General features: G+C 57.4%; 25 protein-coding genes. 23 read left to right on the top strand and 2 right to left on the bottom strand.

The genetic code is table 11. From position 1 onward, the window contains the following. Positions 1-39: 39 nt before the first annotated feature. The 11 genes from HTZ84_RS20925 (at position 40) to HTZ84_RS20975 (ending at position 10496) form a co-directional block, all read left to right on the top strand. Entirely contained in the window at positions 40-2052 is a 2013-nt protein-coding gene (locus tag HTZ84_RS20925) for an ATP-binding protein (protein WP_174682439.1), read from the top strand. A 596-nt stretch (positions 2053-2648) separates the two neighbouring features. Beyond that, the gene (locus HTZ84_RS20930; protein ID WP_174682440.1) at positions 2649-3701 is read left to right on the top strand and encodes a hypothetical protein; all 1053 of its coding nucleotides are present in this window, start codon (positions 2649-2651) and stop codon (positions 3699-3701) included. Between the two features lie 185 nt (positions 3702-3886). After that, positions 3887-4150, top strand: a complete 264-nt coding sequence (locus HTZ84_RS20935; protein ID WP_174682441.1) for a hypothetical protein — start codon at positions 3887-3889, stop codon at positions 4148-4150. Further along, positions 4150-4614 (top strand): hypothetical protein, encoded by a 465-nt coding sequence (locus tag HTZ84_RS20940; protein ID WP_174682442.1) that lies wholly within the window; start codon positions 4150-4152, stop codon positions 4612-4614. Before HTZ84_RS20935 ends, HTZ84_RS20940 begins: the two co-directional genes overlap by 1 nt. Before the next feature lie 646 nt (positions 4615-5260). Next, positions 5261-5644 (top strand): DUF6908 domain-containing protein, encoded by a 384-nt coding sequence (locus HTZ84_RS20945; RefSeq protein ID WP_174682443.1) that lies wholly within the window; start codon positions 5261-5263, stop codon positions 5642-5644. Between the two features lie 139 nt (positions 5645-5783). Further along, positions 5784-6251: a hypothetical protein gene (locus tag HTZ84_RS20950; protein ID WP_174682444.1), complete on the top strand. Its 468-nt coding sequence runs from the start codon at positions 5784-5786 to the stop codon at positions 6249-6251. 339 nt (positions 6252-6590) lie between these two features. Beyond that, a complete protein-coding gene (locus HTZ84_RS20955; protein ID WP_174682445.1) occupies positions 6591-7019 on the top strand; it encodes a hypothetical protein in 429 nt (142 codons plus the stop codon). 2 nt (positions 7020-7021) lie between these two features. Further along, complete coding sequence (locus HTZ84_RS20960; protein WP_174682446.1) at positions 7022-7840, top strand: DNA cytosine methyltransferase; 819 nt, start codon at positions 7022-7024, stop codon at positions 7838-7840. A 245-nt stretch (positions 7841-8085) separates the two neighbouring features. Continuing rightward, positions 8086-8478, top strand: a complete 393-nt coding sequence (locus HTZ84_RS20965) for a hypothetical protein (protein ID WP_174682447.1) — start codon at positions 8086-8088, stop codon at positions 8476-8478. A gap of 103 nt (positions 8479-8581) precedes the next feature. After that, positions 8582-9427 (top strand): restriction endonuclease, encoded by an 846-nt coding sequence (locus tag HTZ84_RS20970; protein ID WP_174682448.1) that lies wholly within the window; start codon positions 8582-8584, stop codon positions 9425-9427. 379 nt (positions 9428-9806) lie between these two features. Then, the gene (locus HTZ84_RS20975; RefSeq protein WP_174682449.1) at positions 9807-10496 is read left to right on the top strand and encodes a hypothetical protein; all 690 of its coding nucleotides are present in this window, start codon (positions 9807-9809) and stop codon (positions 10494-10496) included. A 19-nt stretch (positions 10497-10515) separates the two neighbouring features. On the opposite strand, the gene HTZ84_RS20980 is transcribed toward HTZ84_RS20975, so the two are convergent. Then, entirely contained in the window at positions 10516-11031 is a 516-nt protein-coding gene (locus tag HTZ84_RS20980) for a hypothetical protein (protein WP_174682450.1), read from the bottom strand. After that, positions 11024-11497, bottom strand: coding sequence for a hypothetical protein (locus tag HTZ84_RS20985; RefSeq protein WP_174682451.1), 474 nt, complete (start codon positions 11495-11497; stop codon positions 11024-11026). Before HTZ84_RS20985 ends, HTZ84_RS20980 begins: the two co-directional genes overlap by 8 nt. Before the next feature lie 176 nt (positions 11498-11673). Here HTZ84_RS20985 and HTZ84_RS23075 point away from each other — a divergent pair, with 176 nt between their 5' ends. The 12 genes from HTZ84_RS23075 to HTZ84_RS21040 all read left to right on the top strand — a co-directional run bounded on the left by HTZ84_RS23075 (position 11674) and on the right by HTZ84_RS21040 (position 17061). Further along, a complete protein-coding gene (locus tag HTZ84_RS23075) occupies positions 11674-11799 on the top strand; it encodes a hypothetical protein (protein ID WP_256403278.1) in 126 nt (41 codons plus the stop codon). After that, positions 11792-12049 carry an LSM domain-containing protein gene (locus tag HTZ84_RS20990; protein WP_174682452.1) on the top strand — a complete coding sequence of 86 codons (258 nt, stop codon included), beginning with the start codon at positions 11792-11794 and terminating at the stop codon, positions 12047-12049. The genes HTZ84_RS23075 and HTZ84_RS20990 overlap by 8 nt, the downstream gene beginning before the upstream one ends. Then, positions 12042-12443 (top strand): hypothetical protein, encoded by a 402-nt coding sequence (locus HTZ84_RS20995; protein WP_174682453.1) that lies wholly within the window; start codon positions 12042-12044, stop codon positions 12441-12443. Before HTZ84_RS20990 ends, HTZ84_RS20995 begins: the two co-directional genes overlap by 8 nt. A 5-nt stretch (positions 12444-12448) precedes the next feature. Beyond that, on the top strand, positions 12449-13927 hold the full coding sequence (locus HTZ84_RS21000; protein ID WP_174682454.1) for a hypothetical protein: 1479 nt from the start codon (positions 12449-12451) through the stop codon (positions 13925-13927). A gap of 73 nt (positions 13928-14000) precedes the next feature. Further along, positions 14001-14471 (top strand): hypothetical protein, encoded by a 471-nt coding sequence (locus HTZ84_RS21005; RefSeq protein ID WP_174682455.1) that lies wholly within the window; start codon positions 14001-14003, stop codon positions 14469-14471. Between the two features lie 133 nt (positions 14472-14604). Next, the gene (locus HTZ84_RS21010; protein ID WP_174682456.1) at positions 14605-14883 is read left to right on the top strand and encodes a helix-turn-helix domain-containing protein; all 279 of its coding nucleotides are present in this window, start codon (positions 14605-14607) and stop codon (positions 14881-14883) included. Between the two features lie 7 nt (positions 14884-14890). Further along, positions 14891-15169, top strand: coding sequence for a hypothetical protein (locus tag HTZ84_RS21015; RefSeq protein ID WP_174682457.1), 279 nt, complete (start codon positions 14891-14893; stop codon positions 15167-15169). A 2-nt stretch (positions 15170-15171) separates the two neighbouring features. Then, the gene (locus HTZ84_RS21020) at positions 15172-15819 is read left to right on the top strand and encodes a hypothetical protein (protein ID WP_174682458.1); all 648 of its coding nucleotides are present in this window, start codon (positions 15172-15174) and stop codon (positions 15817-15819) included. Beyond that, positions 15812-16165 carry a hypothetical protein gene (locus HTZ84_RS21025; protein WP_174682459.1) on the top strand — a complete coding sequence of 118 codons (354 nt, stop codon included), beginning with the start codon at positions 15812-15814 and terminating at the stop codon, positions 16163-16165. Before HTZ84_RS21020 ends, HTZ84_RS21025 begins: the two co-directional genes overlap by 8 nt. Further along, a complete protein-coding gene (locus HTZ84_RS21030; protein WP_174682460.1) occupies positions 16162-16497 on the top strand; it encodes a hypothetical protein in 336 nt (111 codons plus the stop codon). The genes HTZ84_RS21025 and HTZ84_RS21030 overlap by 4 nt, the downstream gene beginning before the upstream one ends. After that, the gene (locus tag HTZ84_RS21035) at positions 16487-16876 is read left to right on the top strand and encodes a hypothetical protein (RefSeq protein WP_174682461.1); all 390 of its coding nucleotides are present in this window, start codon (positions 16487-16489) and stop codon (positions 16874-16876) included. Before HTZ84_RS21030 ends, HTZ84_RS21035 begins: the two co-directional genes overlap by 11 nt. After that, positions 16873-17061, top strand: coding sequence for a hypothetical protein (locus HTZ84_RS21040; protein ID WP_174682462.1), 189 nt, complete (start codon positions 16873-16875; stop codon positions 17059-17061). Before HTZ84_RS21035 ends, HTZ84_RS21040 begins: the two co-directional genes overlap by 4 nt. The last annotated feature ends 403 nt before the right edge of the window (positions 17062-17464 follow it).

Below are 17464 nucleotides of genomic sequence, written 5' to 3' on the forward strand. Positions count from 1 at the left end.
AATTGGAGCAGACGGGATCGGTGACGATCGTGCTCAACGATGACTGACAGTGAGCGACCGTCCCAGTCCGACCTTGAGGAGTTGAAGGAGATGATGGAGCTGGTCGGCGAATCACCGGAGACGATCCAGAAGGTGCTGCGGGCGTGTGCGATCAACCGGGAGCGGTACGACCGGTTCTACCAGCGGTACGAGAAGCAAGTGAAGCAATTGGAGGCGGAGGCCGCCCGGTTCGACTGGGAGTACCCGTTCGAACAGTACGGCGGCAGGTTCCGGATCGGGACAGATCCGGCAGGTGATCCCGTCGGCCTCACACTCGAGGAGCTGAACGAGCATATGCTGGTCGTGGGACGAACAGGGGCCGGGAAGACGACCCTGTTCTACAACGTGATCGACGAGTGCATCGTCCACGACTTGCCGGTTCTTGTCTTCGATTTCAAGAACGACTACCGGCACCTGGCCGGCCATCGCGATCTCTTGGTGGTGAACTGGCAGGACCTGAAATTCAATCCGTTACAGCCGCCGCCCGGCATCCGCACCAATCACTGGGCGGAAGTCATGGCTGATACATGGACACACGCGATGAGCCTTCTCGTGGCGTCTCGGGGTTACTTCATCCGGAAACTCCGCCAGCTGTACGATCTGTACGAGACAGAGGCGGGTGAGTGGCCGTCCTTGTTCGAACTGCTGGAACTCGTCAGAGCGGACGAGATTCCGTATGCCAGTCCACGGTACCGGTATAAGGAGCGGGTGGATAACCGGTTGACCGGGATGACCGGGTTCTCCGGGGAAGTATTCGACTGCAGTCGGAGCTATCCGTTTGCGGAGTTCCTGGACCAAAACGTGGTGATCGAACTGCAGGAACCGATCGAGGATGTGCAGGTGTTCGTGGTCGAGGCGTTACTGACGTGGATCTTCTACTATCGGATGGCACAAAGTCAGCGCCAGGAGTTGCGGCACGTTGTCCTGTTTGACGAGGCAAAGCACGTGTTCGATGTGCAGCGGGAGCGCAACATCGATGCGCCGAATCCGCCGGTCACGAAGTTACTGGGACAGGTCCGTGAGTTCGGTGAGGCGTTGATCGTGGCCGACCACGAACCGTCAAAGCTGTCCGACTCGTTAAAGGCGAATACGAACGCGAAGCTGTGGCTGTCGCTGGGCTCCGGCAAGGACACGCGAGAGATGGCAGAAACGTTTGGACTGGACGACGAAGAGACCGATTATACACGAACATTGGAGAAAGGAGAGTCGTTGCTGTGGGCGGCGGACCGTGACCCGGTCCCGGTCGAGTTGCCGGACTACCAGCTGGACAAGTCCATGACGGAACCGGAGATACGGGACGAGATGCGACCGGTGCTTGACGAATTGGAGTGGTGTGAGCGTGTGCGGCCGCGGGCGTTCATTGAGGTGGCGGCCACGCTGGACGATACCAAGGAATCAGAACGGGAGCAGGATGGTACTGGTGACGGCGTCGGTGAGGTGGCAGTGACGTTGCTTGCGTCGGTGAACGAAGACCCGTTCCTGTCGCTGTCGGACCGGTATGGTACGATCGATGTCGGGAAGAAGACGGGGTCGGCGGCGAAGGAGGAGCTGCTGACATTGGACCTGGTGCGGGAAGTCGAGGTGCGGACCGGACGGCGTGGCCGGAATCCGAAGATGCTTGAGCTCACTCCGAACGGCCGCGAGGTGTTGGAGGAGCGCGGGTATGATGTGGTGGAGACGGGACGGCGGGGAATCGAGCATCGGTACTGGCAGCATCGGATCCAGCAGTGTTACGAGGGTGATGGGTTCGACGTGGAGATCGAGTTCAGTGTTGGTAAATCCAGAATTGACGTGTACTGTGTTCGGGATGGTACGACGGTCGCAGTCGAGGTGGCTCGGTCGCCGGAGCACGAAGTGGAGAACGTGGAGAAATGCTTGGACTTCGACGTCGATCGCGTGGAGGTCGCGTATCTGGATGATGATGTCATGCGTCGGATAGAAGCGGCTGTCGAGGAGGCGTTTGATGGTGTGCCAGACCGGGTCGCGTTTGTCCCGGTGTCAGAGTACACGTGACCTGATAGGAGAGGTGTGAGTAGTGGTGAGTCAATGCGTCTCACCGGGGAGACGGTTTCTGTCTCTGCCGTTCACAGATGGCAGTAAATGGCGTCCGGAGGTGTCGGTAGATAGTTTTTCGGCCTCTCTGAAGGTGTCTTTTGGGTACGATCGTTTTCGTCACTGATTTTGCGTCCTTAGGTTCGCCTATAGTAGTTTTAAGCAGCTCACGTTTTCGGTGCGGAAGCGAATAGAAAGGATGGAGAGAGGAATAGAGAGAATGGAAAAGGAGAGAAGAATGAGAATGGAATGAATGATGAGAAGAAGGGTGGAAAGAGGGTGAGTGATCGGACAGTAGTTGGCGATCGGTGGCGCGGCACGGACGTGGTTGTCGCTTGCTTGAGAGGTGTTCGGCTCTGCGGTTCGGTGAGTGTCCTCGAGGGCCGCTGCGGAGTCGTGTTCCGTGGGTGGCCGAGTCCGGGTGTTGGTGCCGCGGTGGTTCTGCGGCACCGTGGGGTGTTCAACGTTCAGTTGAACGGGTGGTGTGTCTTGGGTTCGCGGTTTCGGCCCTTCGGACCAGAGATTACTGTTAAAAAGATCTATGTTTCTGATAATGTATGCGAATAGATACACAGTTATCTGAGGCTGATTCTGAATGGGTGCAGAAACTGGCGGATCGCCGAGGCCTGCAGAAGGACCGAGCTTATACAGAAGTGATACGAACCGGTGTCGATGTCGAGATGCGGCGGGAGCGGATCAAGGAGTTGATCGTCGAGTTCTTTGAGAGTGAGAAGCCGCGGTATGATCGGCGGATGGAGGCGCTTCGTGAGGAGTATGAGATCGGTGAGGTAGAGTATGTTGATGAGAGTGATTTCTACGTCAGGTACAATGGTCAAAAGTACAGTTTTTCGCAGGTGGATGAACTCAGAGCTGTGGATGAAATCCCGATTCATGAAAGTATTTGTCCGGACTGTGGATCCAGCGATTTAGCGTTTGATGGGGATGCGATTGATACTGAGGAGCACAATTACGTATGCTGTGAGTGCGATCACGGGTTCGATAAGGCGGAGAAACAGGGTGTTCCGGACGAGGAAGCAGCGGCGCACGTTAAGGAGTTTGTACGGCGCCGCCAGCAGTTATTCGGCTATGTGTTTGAGCAGCTTACGGAGCTTTTGGATGGGGTCATGGGAACGTTCGGCGGATACGGGTACAGTGAGTGGCTGCATCCGGGGCTGTACCAGTACCGGAACGGGTTCCAGGTTGTGGATATCCCGTTTTGGACGACGGATACGGAGCAGATCCGGTTTCATGTCGAGGACTACATTGCGGACTATGAGTCGTTGCGGAATCCGTTGTACCGGGCGGCATTGGAGCAGTTGACAGCGGATTATCTGCAGTTGGTACGGGAGATCAAGGCGGTGAACTCTGATGCGGACCAGGTAGAGCCTATTTTTATTGATCGGCGTGGCCGGAAGCCGGAGATCATCGAGGTGCTAGGTCTCGAGTACGGTGAGACGCGGCTACCGCTGCATACGGTCGGGTATGAGGTTGAGAAGGTGGAGCCGTCTGCGGATGATTTGGCACCGGAGCATGATGCTGATACATCGGTGACGTGGATTCGGATCACGAACGACAAGCCGATTGAGCAAGAGGGTGGTACCGACGAGTAGCGACGTGGATGGTCTGCCAGATGGTTGGAGTTATTCGTCCGGGCGGATGGAGCTGTTCTGTCCGCATGGAATCGGCCATCCGGTGCCGTGGAATCCGAAGACGACGCACGGATGCTGCGGGTGCTGTGGTGACAGTCCTCCGGATGCTCTTCCGGAGTGGGAACAGGCTGTGGAGGCGGTGCGCCGTGTCCGGTGATGATTGGCTCTGGTTGGATGAGATCGTGGAGAAAGCGTTACAACAGGACCGAGACGTGTTGATTGAGGCGGCCAACGGGTACGGGTTCCATATCGTGGTTGATGGCGTTCCGGTGACGGAGAGTGAGAGGGCGCCGGAGAAGGACGAGGGATTGCCGTGGGAGGGTTTGGAGTATCCGTTGGTCCGAGGCGGACGCACCTCTAGTTCGGATCAAGCGTTAGAAAAGGCACGAGAAATCGTCGGTGATGAGTGATGAGTGAGGCGTATGATCGGCAGTTGCGGCGGCCGCGGCGGTTCTATCTGGATGAGACGGTAGGACCGGATGTTCCGGGTCACTACGATGCGGATGTTGCGGAGTTTGATCCTGAGAGCATCTGGTGCTGTAAGCAGAATCATCCGGAGCTCGTTGTCCAGGATCTGGCGGAGGAATTCGGTCTGGATTCGGAGGAGCAGGAGTTTGTGCGGATCACGTTGATGCGGCGGGGGGTGAATAAGTGGCTGTATGCGCGGCGGCAGTTCATCCAGCTCAAGCATGAGGTGAAGTCGTTGATGAAGCAGGCGGAGCTCGGCAGTGAGCGCTTCGAGTTGTTGGAGGAGTTGAACGAGAAGATGCAGCATATTGCGAAGACGCCGCGGTGGGTGGAGTGGCCGACGAAGGTACACACGCAGCGGAAACAGGATGAAGAACAGGTGATCATTCGTGGAACGATGTGCTGATGGTGGCCGAGATGACGGTGATGGGGCAAGTAGTGGAGGAAATCTGCAGACCGTTTGAGTAATTGGGCGTCCCTGCGGACCGCACACCCGGGCGGGGTGTTCCGTCCGTGATCGGGACGCTATGATGTGAGGGGGCGCGGCGCTTCGGACCGGCAGTAACTACGATTGTTGGTGCTGCCCGTCCATCCGCTTGCGCCCAGTGGCACTCCTCCCGGCCTGTCGGCCGCGAGATTGCCGAAGTAAGGAAGAGGCTGGTTGGTTTTTCTTTCAGTGAGTACGATTAGGTGTGATTGGGCTGGATGGATTTCCAGACGTAGTCAGGTAGAAGAACATATGGTCTCTGTTTGCCTGTTGTTGTGTTTCACTTTGCACACGGAGGGTTATACGCTGAGTAGAAGGACGTATGTCTCTCGTAGAATCGGATGTGTGGGTCTCCGGATTCACGGGTGTTCACCGGATATCGACATCCGAACGTTCGGAGTACAGAGCAAGCGACCATCCGATATGAATTGTGCATGATCTCAGGGGCAACCCCGGTTTCCAAAGGCTCGGTTTTGGGCAAGGATAACGCCTGTATCCATCGTGTTAGTATGACTTACATATAAAAATCTAAGATGACATCATCAACCCAACAGGTGAACAGCACATGCAGTCAATCAAAGAAATCCTCGAAATCCACGGGTTCGACTCCGTGGAGGATATGCCGATTAGCTACGAAATCAAACTCGAAGTAGACGGCTTCATGCCGCTCATCATCAAAAAGATCAATGAGCACCGGCTGTCTGTCGCTCACTACTATGAGCAGAACGGCGACCTGATGCGGGACCCGGAGATCATCTTCGACTCACAGGTCTGGGTAGCCGTTGAATACCATCAAGACCCATTCATCCGGCTCCGGGATGAGAACGGCTTGGTGGACGCAACAGCGTTCGCACTGAATACGTGGGACGACAACCTGAAACAGCAAGGATTCGTGGAGGCGGCTGAACAGGCCGCCTCCGCCTCTCCTGCACATGAGGTGGTAGTCTGATGGGTCAGACTCCAACATATCGTGATTTTGTTCGCAACAGTGTTCCACCCTTGGTAGCAGATGAAGCCGATAGGAAATTATCGGAAGAAGCAAAACGCGAACTGTATGAGACAGTAATTTCGCTGAGAGGTGTAGAACGATGAGCGACGACGAACAGGGAACCGAAGTCAGCGGGGTCGTTACCGAGTTTCACCCGAGCCAGAACGACAACAAGCCGCACGGCGTGTACGTGGACGGCGACCGGTACACCACGTTCGAAGACGAAGACGTAGCCGAGATCGAGGAAGGTACAGGAGTCCGGTTCCGGTACGAGCAGAACGACGAACATCGGAACATCGTTCCCGGCTCCGTAGACATAGTAGCCACCGATGCAGACCCGAACGTGTACGGCAGCACCGACCAGAAAGTGATGGAATCGACGCGCGATCGGAGCATCCGATGTAACGTGGCACTGAAGGAAGCACGAGAACTCTGCCAGCCACTCATCACCGAGGACATGTCCGAGCCACGATTCCACGAAGTCGTGGAGTTGATTGGGGGTACAGCAGAGCAATTCGCGGAGAAACTGCACGAGTTGAACCAGCAGACCCCACAGGGTGAGCAGTGATGCCGCGACGGCGGACAGCAGCGCAGAAGAAACGGCAGCAGCGGCGTTTGCGCTCGATCAAGAAACAGCAGTCCAAGGGTATCGAGAAGCCGAACACGGACAAATTTGACCGGTGGGGGCGCCGTCGCGGAGCAGACAGGGATGACGATGAGTGATGAATAGTGGCGCTGGGCCGGGTTGCTCCCGGCCTACCGCATTTCAGGGTGAGACGATGATATCCATGAACTACATGCAGAAGGCGAATAACGTCGGCTCAAACAGCGAAGAAAGCGAATCCGGTAATAGGAGCGCGTTTGAGATCGCGGGTGATGCGTAATTCCATGGGCCACCGTTTACTACTTGAACTGGGATCGGACGAACAGCGATCACGCCGACGCCAGCGACCTGTTCCACAATCTCCACATCGAAGATCCGCCGGAACACCTCGGTCGGGCTGAGTTCGATCAGCTCTACCGGGAAGTGATCGATGTCGCGGTCGACAAGCCGGAACAGGTGTTCCATGAGTGGAACCGTGGCAGCGGCCGCGAATCTGACGCGTTCCTGACTCTCCGGTACTGCGAACGCTGTGAGACGTACATCGAGGGCGAGGACGAGGCCGTGACGCACGCAACGCAGAACCACGGCTACGACGCCTTGATAGAATCCGGGGAACCGGACTACGTACGCGGTGAGCGCAGCATGTCGGTCGGCGATATCGTGGAGATCAACGGCACCTACTACATGGCCGCCAGCATCGGCTGGGAAGCGGTCGACATCGGAGGTGGCTAGTGATGCTTGAGGGGAGCAGTCCGATGGGGCAGTTCTGGTATCAAGAGGAGAACGACCTCCGAGAGCGGATCGGACACTGTGACCCACCCATCGGTGTCAGCTTATTCTCCGGGGCGGGTGGCTTCGATCTGGGATTTGCGCAGGCCGGGTTCGATGTCCGGGTCATGGTCGAGTACGAGCAAGAGGCGTGTGACACACTACGGCTGAACAGGGACTGTTTCAACGATTACACTGAGCCGACGATCATCCAGGAAGACATCCGGGAGATCGGTACATCTGAAATCCTCAACGCGGCGAACGTGGGAATCGGCGGTACCACGGCGGTCTACGGCGGACCACCGTGCCAAGGCTTCTCCATGTCTGGGAACCGTGATCCGGACGATGAACGGAACGCACTGTACCGGGAGATGGTCAGGGTCGTACATCAGGCGAAGCCCGTCTTTTTCGTAATGGAGAACGTGCCGGGACTGGCGACGATGGAGGATGGCAAGGTTATCCAACGGGTATGCGACGAGTTCCGGCAAGGCGGGTACAACGTCACATGGGACATCTTGAACGCCGCAAACTATGGTGTGCCACAGCGCCGGAAGCGTGTGTTCGTCATGGGGAAGCGGATTGATTTCATGACACCGCCACCGTTCGGCATCGGGAATCCGCAGATGCATATTGGGGCAGTGCCAGGACGCGTGGATCATCCGGATTTCTTCATCGAGAAGCATGGCCTACAGGAAACCGAACAGGCCACACTGGACACGTTCACCAACGAACCAGAAACATTGGACGAGGCACTGGAGCAGATGATCCAGGACGGTGATGCATGATATGAGCTCGTATTTACCGTTGTCTGAGGATCAGGAACAGGAACTGAGAGAGTTCAACGAACGGTATGAAGAGTGTCAAGAAGAGGGATGCAGAACGGAGGTTCTTGACGGTGGACGGTGTTCCGATCATGAGGCGCAACGGACACTGGCCGGGTGGTCGTGATGGTTGAGACAGATGTACGGGAGAGAGGTGGGCGTGATGAGACTCTGGCGTAGACAGACGTTGACGGATCGTGGCCGGGTCCGTGACCGGCTTGAAGAAGCGGATCAGGATGCGGACAGCGACGGAGATACTGATTCAGCGGCCGATGAGCAGGGGCAGGCTGATCTCCAGCGGTGGACCGGGTAACGCCCGGCCCGCTGCACTTCACAAGGTGATGATAATAGCATCGGTTACTCAGATTTTGCGAGATCATGGTTTGACACCGGAGAACGCGAAACAGTTCGTGGCGTTGTCGCCACTGTACAACAAGAAAGATTTGGCCGAACAGATGGGGGTGTCTGAGGTGTCGGTGCACCGGTATAAGCAGATCTTCTGGGATATGCAGCCAGAACAGCGATATCGGGTGATGGCTGCGTTGATGACCGAGAAGTACAACGAGGTCGTGGACAGCGAACCAGAGGAGACCACTGAGTGAGGAGTAGCGGTGACCGATCGAGGAAGGTGAGCATGGCTCCAAAGTCTGTTCGCAGCGGTTCCGTTGAGAACCGTTAAGGTGACTCACACGATTACTTGAGGGTATGAGCTCCGAGGAGGGAGAACTGTCGGATCTCGATTGGCGGTCTTATCAGAAGCTGGTTGCGGGTCTGCACGCCGATGAGGAGACACGGGTAGAAACCGAGTACGACTATCCGATTCCGGGCAGCGGCACCAAGGAGATCGATGTCGTGGTCTGGGATCAGTCGGACCATTACGAGTACACGGTTCTCATCGAGTGCAAATTCCACGACAGTCCACTCTCACAGAGCGTTGTAGACAGTGTAAACGGCTACTTCCAGCCAAGTGATGCGGACAAAGCAGTGATCGTCTCGAAGTCAGGGTTCCAAAGCGGCGCAATAGAGCGAGCGGAAGGAACCGGTGTCGAACTGCTCACACTCCGCCAGCTCATTCCCGATACCGATCTTCCTGTCGACGTGCTGCGGTACGTCCACAATAATCTCGAGATCACAAACCGGCATTTGGAGGTCCTAGATATGGATGTCGAAGGGCTGGATGATGACGAGGATACCGAACGCGAAGAGGTTCCAGTCGTCTTCAATCAGACCAACAGCCAGCTCTATACAACCGATCGAGAGCCACGCGGCGAAACCCTACTCGAGCGGAGGAATGAACTCGAACAGTCCATGGAGGTGGGCGAACATACGGAGGAATTCGATGATGTTGCCCTGCTGATAAACGGTACGTTCTTCCAGCTGCACTCGATGGAGTATCGCGTCACGGAGTCGACCGGGACGATGGAGTTTACCGTCGACCTCCTCGAGGACGTCGACCTACTGTATCGGGATGAACTGACAGGAGATGAGGAGTATCGATCGCTGTCCGATGCCCTGGAGGCGTTCCAAGAACACGTCGAAGCGGATTCGTAGGCTCCACCCAGTTCTCGAGCGTATATCGGGACCCGTCATTCAGCCCATCTGAGAGATACAGCGGTTATCCTGGTTCCGACACGATCTGTGCGGTTTCTGGGACGTAGGTGCGTGGCCGACCCGGTGTTCGATATTTGACCGGCGAGTCAAATCGACCAGTCACGGTCGTAACCATTCCCGCAAGAACTAGGGTACTAGCGTGTGAAGAAGTAACATGGCGCGAGAGCACGGACACCGTGGACGGACCCAGCAGCGGTACCGTATCCCGGTCTCCCCCCGAACCGGGTCACGAGATCAGCCGGGGCCATGGACTATTCTGTACGCCATCCTGTCCTTCTTGCTCGGCGGCGTCTTCCTAATCGCAGCCGGAGGGATCCTGTTGTTCTGGGACGGAGTCTTCGACCTGCTCATAGCGGTTGTCTTGGCCGTGGCCGCCTGGGCCGCGTTCGCGGCCGCCATCAACCAGGTGGAAGGCTACGTGGTTGATCCGGCCGTCACCCTCAGCGTCCTCCTCGTGTTTGCAGCGGTCGCTGGCGTAATCATCGGCGACCTCGGTGACGCCGCCGTCCTGCTGACTGTAGCGGCGGCCGCAGCCACGGCGACGTGGAAATCGTATGGTGAAATCGTGGACGGGGACGCGGAGAACAGCGTTGTGTCGGTGTCCGGCCGCGTGGTGCCGTCACTGCCGGTGGTGCTGTACGGGATCGTCGGCATCACACTGGGCGTGATGGTGTTGGACTGGGGTGTGACGCGGGGCTGGGAGCTTGTGTCGCGGTGGTTGCTGATCGGGGAAACGTCTTCCGTGCTCTGGGAGGATCTCGGGGCGGCATCGGTGTCAGTGGTGGCAGGTGTCGCAGCGGTGCTGGGAGCAGTGGTGACGTTGACTAGGCGTCGTGTCGGGGTGGTGGTGGCGACGGGAGCTGCAGTGTTGGCGCTTGGCGCAGCGGCGTGGATCTTGATGCTGTACCAGTCGTGGCATCCGACGGCGCAGACATACCGGGCGGTCGTGGCGGTCAGTGTGCTGGCGCTCTTCCTCACGGTTCCGGCGTATCGCCAGCTCCACAACTAACTCACCCCACCGCCGGGAGCTACTGATTCTCCGCGGACCCGACTGCGTCGTGGACAGCGGCTGTGATCCGTGCCGGGATCTGCACACTCAGCGAGACGACGGTGAACACGACGGTGTAGACGACAAGGCCGACGGTCCGCACCATTCCCTCGATCGTGCCGAGCGGGCCGGGCATGACCACGGTTCCTGCACCGGTCGCGTACCCGATCTGCCGAAGCAAGACACGATAGTAATCGGTCAGCTGCTCGTTCGCCCGGCCTGGCACGGTCTCCATGTGCTGGAAGAACAGCCACAGGTGTTCGCCGGTCCGGACGGGCCACGCCCGGCTGCCGGGGAACAGGACGAACATGGCGTACGCGAACACGAGGAACACCGCTGTGTACTGGAAGACGGCCCGGCTGTACGCTCGTCGGTACTCCGGTTGGTCCGCTCGCCGCGACATCACTGCGAAGTAGGCGGCGGCCAGCAGGATGATGCCGCCGACGAGGTCGATGATCTGCTGACCGGTGACTCCGGCTGTGGATGCGTCAGCCATGGTCGTTCCAGTGGTCGTCGTCGAATTCGATGGAGACGGTGTCGTCCTCCGGTTCTGGTGATCGATCCAAGGCGAGGTGTTCGAGGCGGTGGAGCAGTCGGTCGACGCGGTCCAGGACTGTGGTAACCCGGTTGCTGATCGCGGTACCCCGATCGCTGGTACCGGGCAGGCTGGGCCGTGGCAGCTCCAGGCCACGGTCTCGGAATCGGTCGAGGGATGGGAGGAGGGTGTAGTTGTGGACACCGAGTTTCCGGAGTATCCACACGGTTGGGAGCGTGATGACGAGAAGACCGGTGACGAGGATGACGACGTCGACGATGACGATGAACACGGCGGTCAACGTAGTGGCGATCAGGAGCGGGTAGAGGCTGGAGCGTGGCCGCGCAAGGTAGGCAGCAAGCCGGTAGCTCCCGATAAAGGTGAGGCCAATTAACAGCCAGCCAAGCAGCTGCACGAAATCGTTCATCTATACTTCTTACTACAGTGTATGGTCTAGAAGCGCTAAACTATTTTGGATAGAAATCAGACTTACCTTGCTGCTGAACACCGTATCGCGGTATATGTCGGAGGTGCGTGAGGCACGCACAGAGTGAGTGTTTTAAATTTCGTTGAGAAGAGGGTGTTTGGAGGGGAGACCCCGCAGTGAAAGACTTACGCGAGACGTTCGAGGATGAGGAGTTCAAGTTTCTCAAACAAGTAAAAGGCGACCGATCCTGGCACGACGCGATTCTCGAGGAATTCGGCCATGAGGAAGAGAGCGATGACTGAGAAATACGATAAGCCATTCGATCTCCTCAGGGAATTCGTCGGGGACACAGTCAGAGTCGTCCGCCGCAACGGCAGTGTCATCGTGGGCAAGCTGCACACGTTCGACCAACACATCAACCTGATCCTAACCGACGCCACCGTCTACCAGAACGAAACCGATACACAGCAACAGGAAGACGTCGGCCGGTTCTTCCAACGCGGCGGTGCTGTCACCGACATCCGACCTGCTGGGGGCGAGACTAATGAGTGAGGACGTTATTGATCCGGATGAGACCGAGGCACTACCGGAGGAGATCCTTGACGACGACGAGTTCCACGAGGATCTCTTGCTGGCAGTTCAACGATTTGGGCAGGATCTGAGCCGGCTCGCGGCCAAACGCGGGATCAACAACATGCAAACAATCTATTTCATCGCGTTCTCCCACCTCCTGGAGCTGTCGTGTCTCGAAGACGAAGACATTGTCAAGTTCGGGAACTGGTTCGCAGAAGCGCTCGAGGAAGCCGTCGAGGATGGCGCAGTCTCGGCACAGCTGGACGAAGAAACCGCGAAGGAACAGCTCAGTAAAGCAGAGCAGCTCAAACGGGCGAAGAAACGGGCCAAGCAAAACCGTGGAAAACGCGGCAGTTCTGGCCTCGCAGGCTGAAAGCGATGACTGAGCACATAGAGCGTGTCGACACAGAGGACGGGCCGGATGTCGAGGTGCCGGACAACTGTGTTCTCCTCTTACATCGTGATGCAGAGATCAACGAATACGACGGCCACCAGGTCCACAAGGGCGAAGCCGTGTCAGATCTGGATGTTCTGGACCTGCTGATCGATGTTCTGAACGGTCTAGGCAAGTCGCTCACGACAGAGCTGCGCGAGACGCTAACAAACGGAGAGAGTGAGGACGAGAACAGAGAGCAGGAGGTCGAAGACACGGTAGAAGCCGATCAGGAAAGCGGGGACACAAATGAGGAAGCCGACAAGAGTGGAGACGACGAGCTGTCTGCACTAGAGCGGCGTGCCGCCCGCTTGGATGAAGAAGTCGCGGAAAACACGGCGTACACCCGAGAGGAGATTGTGGCAATCGCGTTCGACAAAGATGTGGACGAGGTCACGGACAGTAACAAGGCGTACCTCTACCAAATCCTGCCAGAGGCAGATCTCGAACTGGAGACGATGCCGGATCCAAACAGCACGTCTGACCGGAATCTGTACTACCATGGAGAACAACCGGATATCGGGCCGGAGACGGACACTGACAGCGATACCGAACGGAGTGACGAGACCGCCGAGGGAGCTGGTGCCGTCCACCCGGATTACGTGGCGGACTGCCCGCACTGCGATTACAGCGAAGCGTTTCAGGACACGGATGAGGCAGCTGTTGCCCTCGATACCCACCTGTTGGACGAGCATCCAGACGAAGTGGCGACAGAGGACCAGGAGCATGATGCCCCTTTGGCGGGGTCGCCGCCCGACTCATCCGGCGGCGAAGACAGCGCCGCCGAGGATGATACAGGAAAAAGTCGGATGGGGGACGCTCCGACCGGCCACAGTGACGACGGCGGAGTCCCTGACACCGATGACGAGGATGCGATCGACGAGATTGCACCGGTCTCGGCCGAAGACGAACAGCTCAACGACACCGTCTTCACAACGATCGAGGAAGACCCCTCGGAGACGTCGGTGGAAGACGAGGTCACTGACGACATCACGGATGTTCTCCCCGACGATATTTCGATCGAGGACCTGTCCAAAGCACACCTGATCAAACTGCTACACTACCGGACAGACCGGTCACAGGAAGAGATCATGGAGCTCGTCGGCGCAACCCAATCGTATGTGTCGTCGGTGACTAATGGCCTCCCGGAGACGCAGGAACCGGAGGTCGTTGGCTCCCTGCACGAGTGCCGGGCGAACGACGTGGTCCGGTACGTGAAGTGCATCGAATGTGATGCGGTGTTCGACCTGGACGCAGTGGAGAACACAGGGCGACCGAAGTGGGACAACGAGCAGGATCCGATAACGCACGTGGACTGGTTCCAGCATAACGAGTTCGAAGGCTATGTAGTGAAACCAGAAGGTGAGGAGCCGCCGGCCCGGCCGCGTGGAGCGGTCAAAAACCACCGTGTCATCGAAGAATAGGCGGCCGCCAGCCTTTCTTTTTTCATGACGTTGGAGCTGATGACACTAAGACCTCTGACCGGACGTCACACGTGTGGCCGATCTGGACAGGTACCGCCGACCGATTAATAGGTTAAGGTGTGGGCGGTGTATACAGCAGTGTATGGTGTCAGGAAACCGTTTCGTGCTGGGGGCGGCCGCGATTCGACCGGAGCGGACCCGGTTCACGTTCCCACAGCAACTGGTGACCGTTGAGGTGGTAGCACCGGGTGAACAAATAGTCTGGGCGGTTGATGAGGAGCGGGACGAGGCCCTGATTGGCCGGGACCAGGATTGGCTCGGGGACCGAGGCGACGTGATCGGTATGAAGATGGTGACTGAGAATCGGATGGTGACGGTTCCACGTGAGCTGTTTGAGCGCTTCGAGTTGTTTGAGACAGGGGAGACCGTGTTCTTCGTCGCGGATGCGGAGGAGCTGCGGAACGATGCATGCCGTGTCCTGACGGAGGACGATATGTTGACCGCGTTTGATCAGGAGATCGTGGACCGGTTCAAACCGGAGTAGTCGGACGGAGCGCCGGTAAAAACTCTGGCGTTACTGTTCTTTGTCGAGGACGTGATGGAGTAGGAAGTCCTGTATAATGCGGTTGGAATGTCATGGATTAATTATATAAATGTTATCCTCTGCTAACATTTCCATGAGTGAGGAATCGGTGTTCCTTGATGATGTGACCGCTCGCATCATGCGGGTACTGCTAGAGAACCCGGCCGTATTCTACAACAAGTCACAGCTCACCAAGGCCGCTGACGTGTCTCGTCCAGCATTCTACGACCGGTTCGACGAACTCCGTGATCGGCGAATAATCGAACCGGCCGAGGTCGTGTCCGGCCACCAGTACTGGACGCTCAACAGCGACTCGGAGCTCGCAAACGCCTTCTCGACACTACTGTATCCAGAGGGTGATAGCGCTGAGTGAGACTCGAGTGTTCGAATCGTTCGAAGATGCAGCAGCCTATGCTACGGCCGAGGCAATTGCGAATATAGCTGACGAAATCGACTGGGATGCGATAAAGGCTCGGACGATCTACCGGTTCAACACGCGAATCATCATCGACGATGAACCGGTTGGCCGCATCAAGGTAGATGAAGACCATATCCACTTCTATGGCTTCAACGACCGCAGACGGAAGATTCGTGTGGTCGAGCAGGAGGATGCGAAACAACGCGTAGAAGAGTTGCGGAAGGACGCAGAGGGGGAGTAACGATGAAACTGAAGCTACCCGGTGCTGAGGACCAGCGGAACGAAGATATTATGCGGATGATCGAAGCGATCACCGCGGACCACGACAAACTCATCCGATTCACCATCGAGGGCAGCATCTCGAAAGAGATCACGATCGACGCGATGTACGCCTTCGAGTCACAGGGAGAAGACATCTATGCGCTCTATGTCCCACGTTCCTTCCGAAAGCGAGCGTATCGGTCGAAGCAGGCGCTCCACGACACTATGCTCGACGGCCTGGAGGCGGAGATCATTGACATGGGTGACCTTGAGGATGAGGACCGGAAGCGGTGGTACAACGATATCACGGCCAAACAGGACCCGATCACGTCGGTCTATGTGTTCGTGAAGACAACGGACGACGGCCGGTACAAGGACCACTGGAAGTATTATCGCGGCAATTCCGAGGAAGACATCCGCGAACATGAGGACTTGCCGAAGCCGTCAGCAGACGAGAAGTGGGTGTACTACTGCCTCGGGAATATCGCAGAGCTCCGTGAGAACGCAGAGAAGTACAGTTTCGATCTGCGGAAGCATTTCAACGGCGCTGTTCCGACGGATTTGCTGTGGTTGACGGACGAAAACGAACTCCGCGAGTTGCGGGAAACGGTGTCAGCGAACCATGAGTGAGTACCATACGCTTGAACTGGAGGTCGGTGACGGGTTTGTCCGGGTCGAGGGCGAGGAGTTCGACCGTGACCAGGACCTAGAGACGATCCTCAAGGAGACCGCCGATATGGAAACGAAGGCGGAGAAGATACAGCGGGAGTTCGGAAACGCCTGTGGCCGCGAGCTTGCGGTCCGCCGCGTGAACAAGCTGATGGACGACCTCGGGCTGACACCGATGGAACGGTTCGACGTCGCTCTCGACATCATGAGCAGTCTGCAGTACAAGGTGCATCGGCCGTGGCGAGAGCAACCGTCCTACGGCGATACCTGGGGCGACGAAGACGAAAGAGAGGGTGATACGCGGTGAGCAATGTCCGGAAGATTCCGGTGGCCGACCCGGAACAGGTCGAACTCGAGGTCGAGGTCTGTGGGAAGGGCCGCGGCTACTACCTGAAGATCCCGAAGAAGCACTTACCGGGTTCCCAGGTTTCAGCGGCTGTGGTCGAGATCGAGGACGTTCCGATGACACTGCACCGGGCGGTTAGCACCCAGTTCACGTTTCCAAAATTCCTCGTGGACCTCCTGTCGCTGTCGGAAGACGACACAGTCACGGTCCGGGTGCTCGGTGTCCTCAAGAAACAGCGGCTGGAAAAAAAGATCGGACAGAACACTGGAGAGGGTGAAGCAGATGGGAACTGAAGTCTGGACTATCGACGCACTTATCGAGCTTTTGAAGCACGAACGCGATCAGATGGCAGACGACGAGAAGCCGTATATTCTGATCGGCACCCACGCTGAAGAGACGCTGACGTTCGAGATCCTGGATAACGGCCTCTTTCAGATGGGGACGCACATCTACGCCGGTCTGACAGAAGGTGAGAACGGATTGATGGGGATGAAGGTGAACACCGATCTGCAAGGCTGTCTTATTGCTGACCCCGAGCAGGTTGCAGAGGACGCGAAAGCGGCAGCGATCACGGTTGATCGTGTGCGAGACGAAATTATCCAAGACGCCGATCGCGAAGACGAACAGGCTGGTAACGGCGAATATGAAGACTACGGAGGTGATCACACGTGAGCGACATGCACAGGGTACGGGTCGTGGAGACCGAGAGCGAGGCAAATCAGGTGCTGGAAGAGATGGACGACGAGGGGTATCAGCCCGTCGACACAGCGATCTCCCACGACCGGGATTCGACTCGGATACTGATCGTGTTCGAGCGCCGCGGCTACCCGTTCGACGAAGACGGTGATCTCCAGTGACCTTACCGAACGTGTTCGCGGAACGGGTGCAGGAAACCTACGACAAATCGGTCGAGCCGCCGATCCACTGTTCGGTTGACGGTACCTGTTGGATCGAGATCGGGACGGAGGAGGTTTGATCCAGATGGTCATCGAGCAGCAGGGAAGCGGTATCAACCCGTATCCGGCGGAGCATCATCAGTGCCGGGCGTGCGGTGCTTCATTTTTCATTTACCGACGGTCATATACGCCACTGTACTGCCCGAAATGCGGGAGCGGTCCCGCTCTTCAGCGAATACTATCATGGATCGGCGATCTGGTTCGGCGTACACGGAACTGAGGATACAATCCTCGGTTCGATAACCAATATTTTTTGCGGAGCAACAGGTGGCGGCATCAGGAAATTGAGTGTACCCGGGGCACG

Origin of the sequence: Haloterrigena gelatinilytica (genome assembly GCF_013342145.1) — an archaeon.
In the GTDB taxonomy this organism is placed as follows: domain Archaea; phylum Halobacteriota; class Halobacteria; order Halobacteriales; family Natrialbaceae; genus Haloterrigena; species Haloterrigena gelatinilytica.

Bases quoted from the DNA above. Each gene is read 5' to 3' on its own strand.
- HTZ84_RS21020 (WP_174682458.1), top strand. From the start codon at position 15,172: ATGAAACTGAAGCTACCCGGTGCTGAGGACCAGCGGAACGAAGATATT.
- HTZ84_RS21025 (WP_174682459.1), top strand. From the start codon at position 15,812: ATGAGTGAGTACCATACGCTTGAACTGGAGGTCGGTGACGGGTTTGTC.
- HTZ84_RS20970 (WP_174682448.1), top strand. From the start codon at position 8,582: ATGAGCTCCGAGGAGGGAGAACTGTCGGATCTCGATTGGCGGTCTTAT.
- HTZ84_RS21000 (WP_174682454.1), top strand. From the start codon at position 12,449: ATGACTGAGCACATAGAGCGTGTCGACACAGAGGACGGGCCGGATGTC.
- HTZ84_RS20940 (WP_174682442.1), top strand. From the start codon at position 4,150: ATGAGTGAGGCGTATGATCGGCAGTTGCGGCGGCCGCGGCGGTTCTAT.
- HTZ84_RS21035 (WP_174682461.1), top strand. From the start codon at position 16,487: ATGGGAACTGAAGTCTGGACTATCGACGCACTTATCGAGCTTTTGAAG.
- HTZ84_RS20945 (WP_174682443.1), top strand. From the start codon at position 5,261: ATGCAGTCAATCAAAGAAATCCTCGAAATCCACGGGTTCGACTCCGTG.
- HTZ84_RS20960 (WP_174682446.1), top strand. From the start codon at position 7,022: ATGCTTGAGGGGAGCAGTCCGATGGGGCAGTTCTGGTATCAAGAGGAG.
- HTZ84_RS20925 (WP_174682439.1), top strand. From the start codon at position 40: ATGACTGACAGTGAGCGACCGTCCCAGTCCGACCTTGAGGAGTTGAAG.
- HTZ84_RS20990 (WP_174682452.1), top strand. From the start codon at position 11,792: ATGACTGAGAAATACGATAAGCCATTCGATCTCCTCAGGGAATTCGTC.
- HTZ84_RS20980 (WP_174682450.1), bottom strand. From the start codon at position 11,031: ATGGCTGACGCATCCACAGCCGGAGTCACCGGTCAGCAGATCATCGAC.
- HTZ84_RS20950 (WP_174682444.1), top strand. From the start codon at position 5,784: ATGAGCGACGACGAACAGGGAACCGAAGTCAGCGGGGTCGTTACCGAG.
- HTZ84_RS20995 (WP_174682453.1), top strand. From the start codon at position 12,042: ATGAGTGAGGACGTTATTGATCCGGATGAGACCGAGGCACTACCGGAG.
- HTZ84_RS20930 (WP_174682440.1), top strand. From the start codon at position 2,649: ATGCGAATAGATACACAGTTATCTGAGGCTGATTCTGAATGGGTGCAG.
- HTZ84_RS20985 (WP_174682451.1), bottom strand. From the start codon at position 11,497: ATGAACGATTTCGTGCAGCTGCTTGGCTGGCTGTTAATTGGCCTCACC.
- HTZ84_RS21010 (WP_174682456.1), top strand. From the start codon at position 14,605: ATGAGTGAGGAATCGGTGTTCCTTGATGATGTGACCGCTCGCATCATG.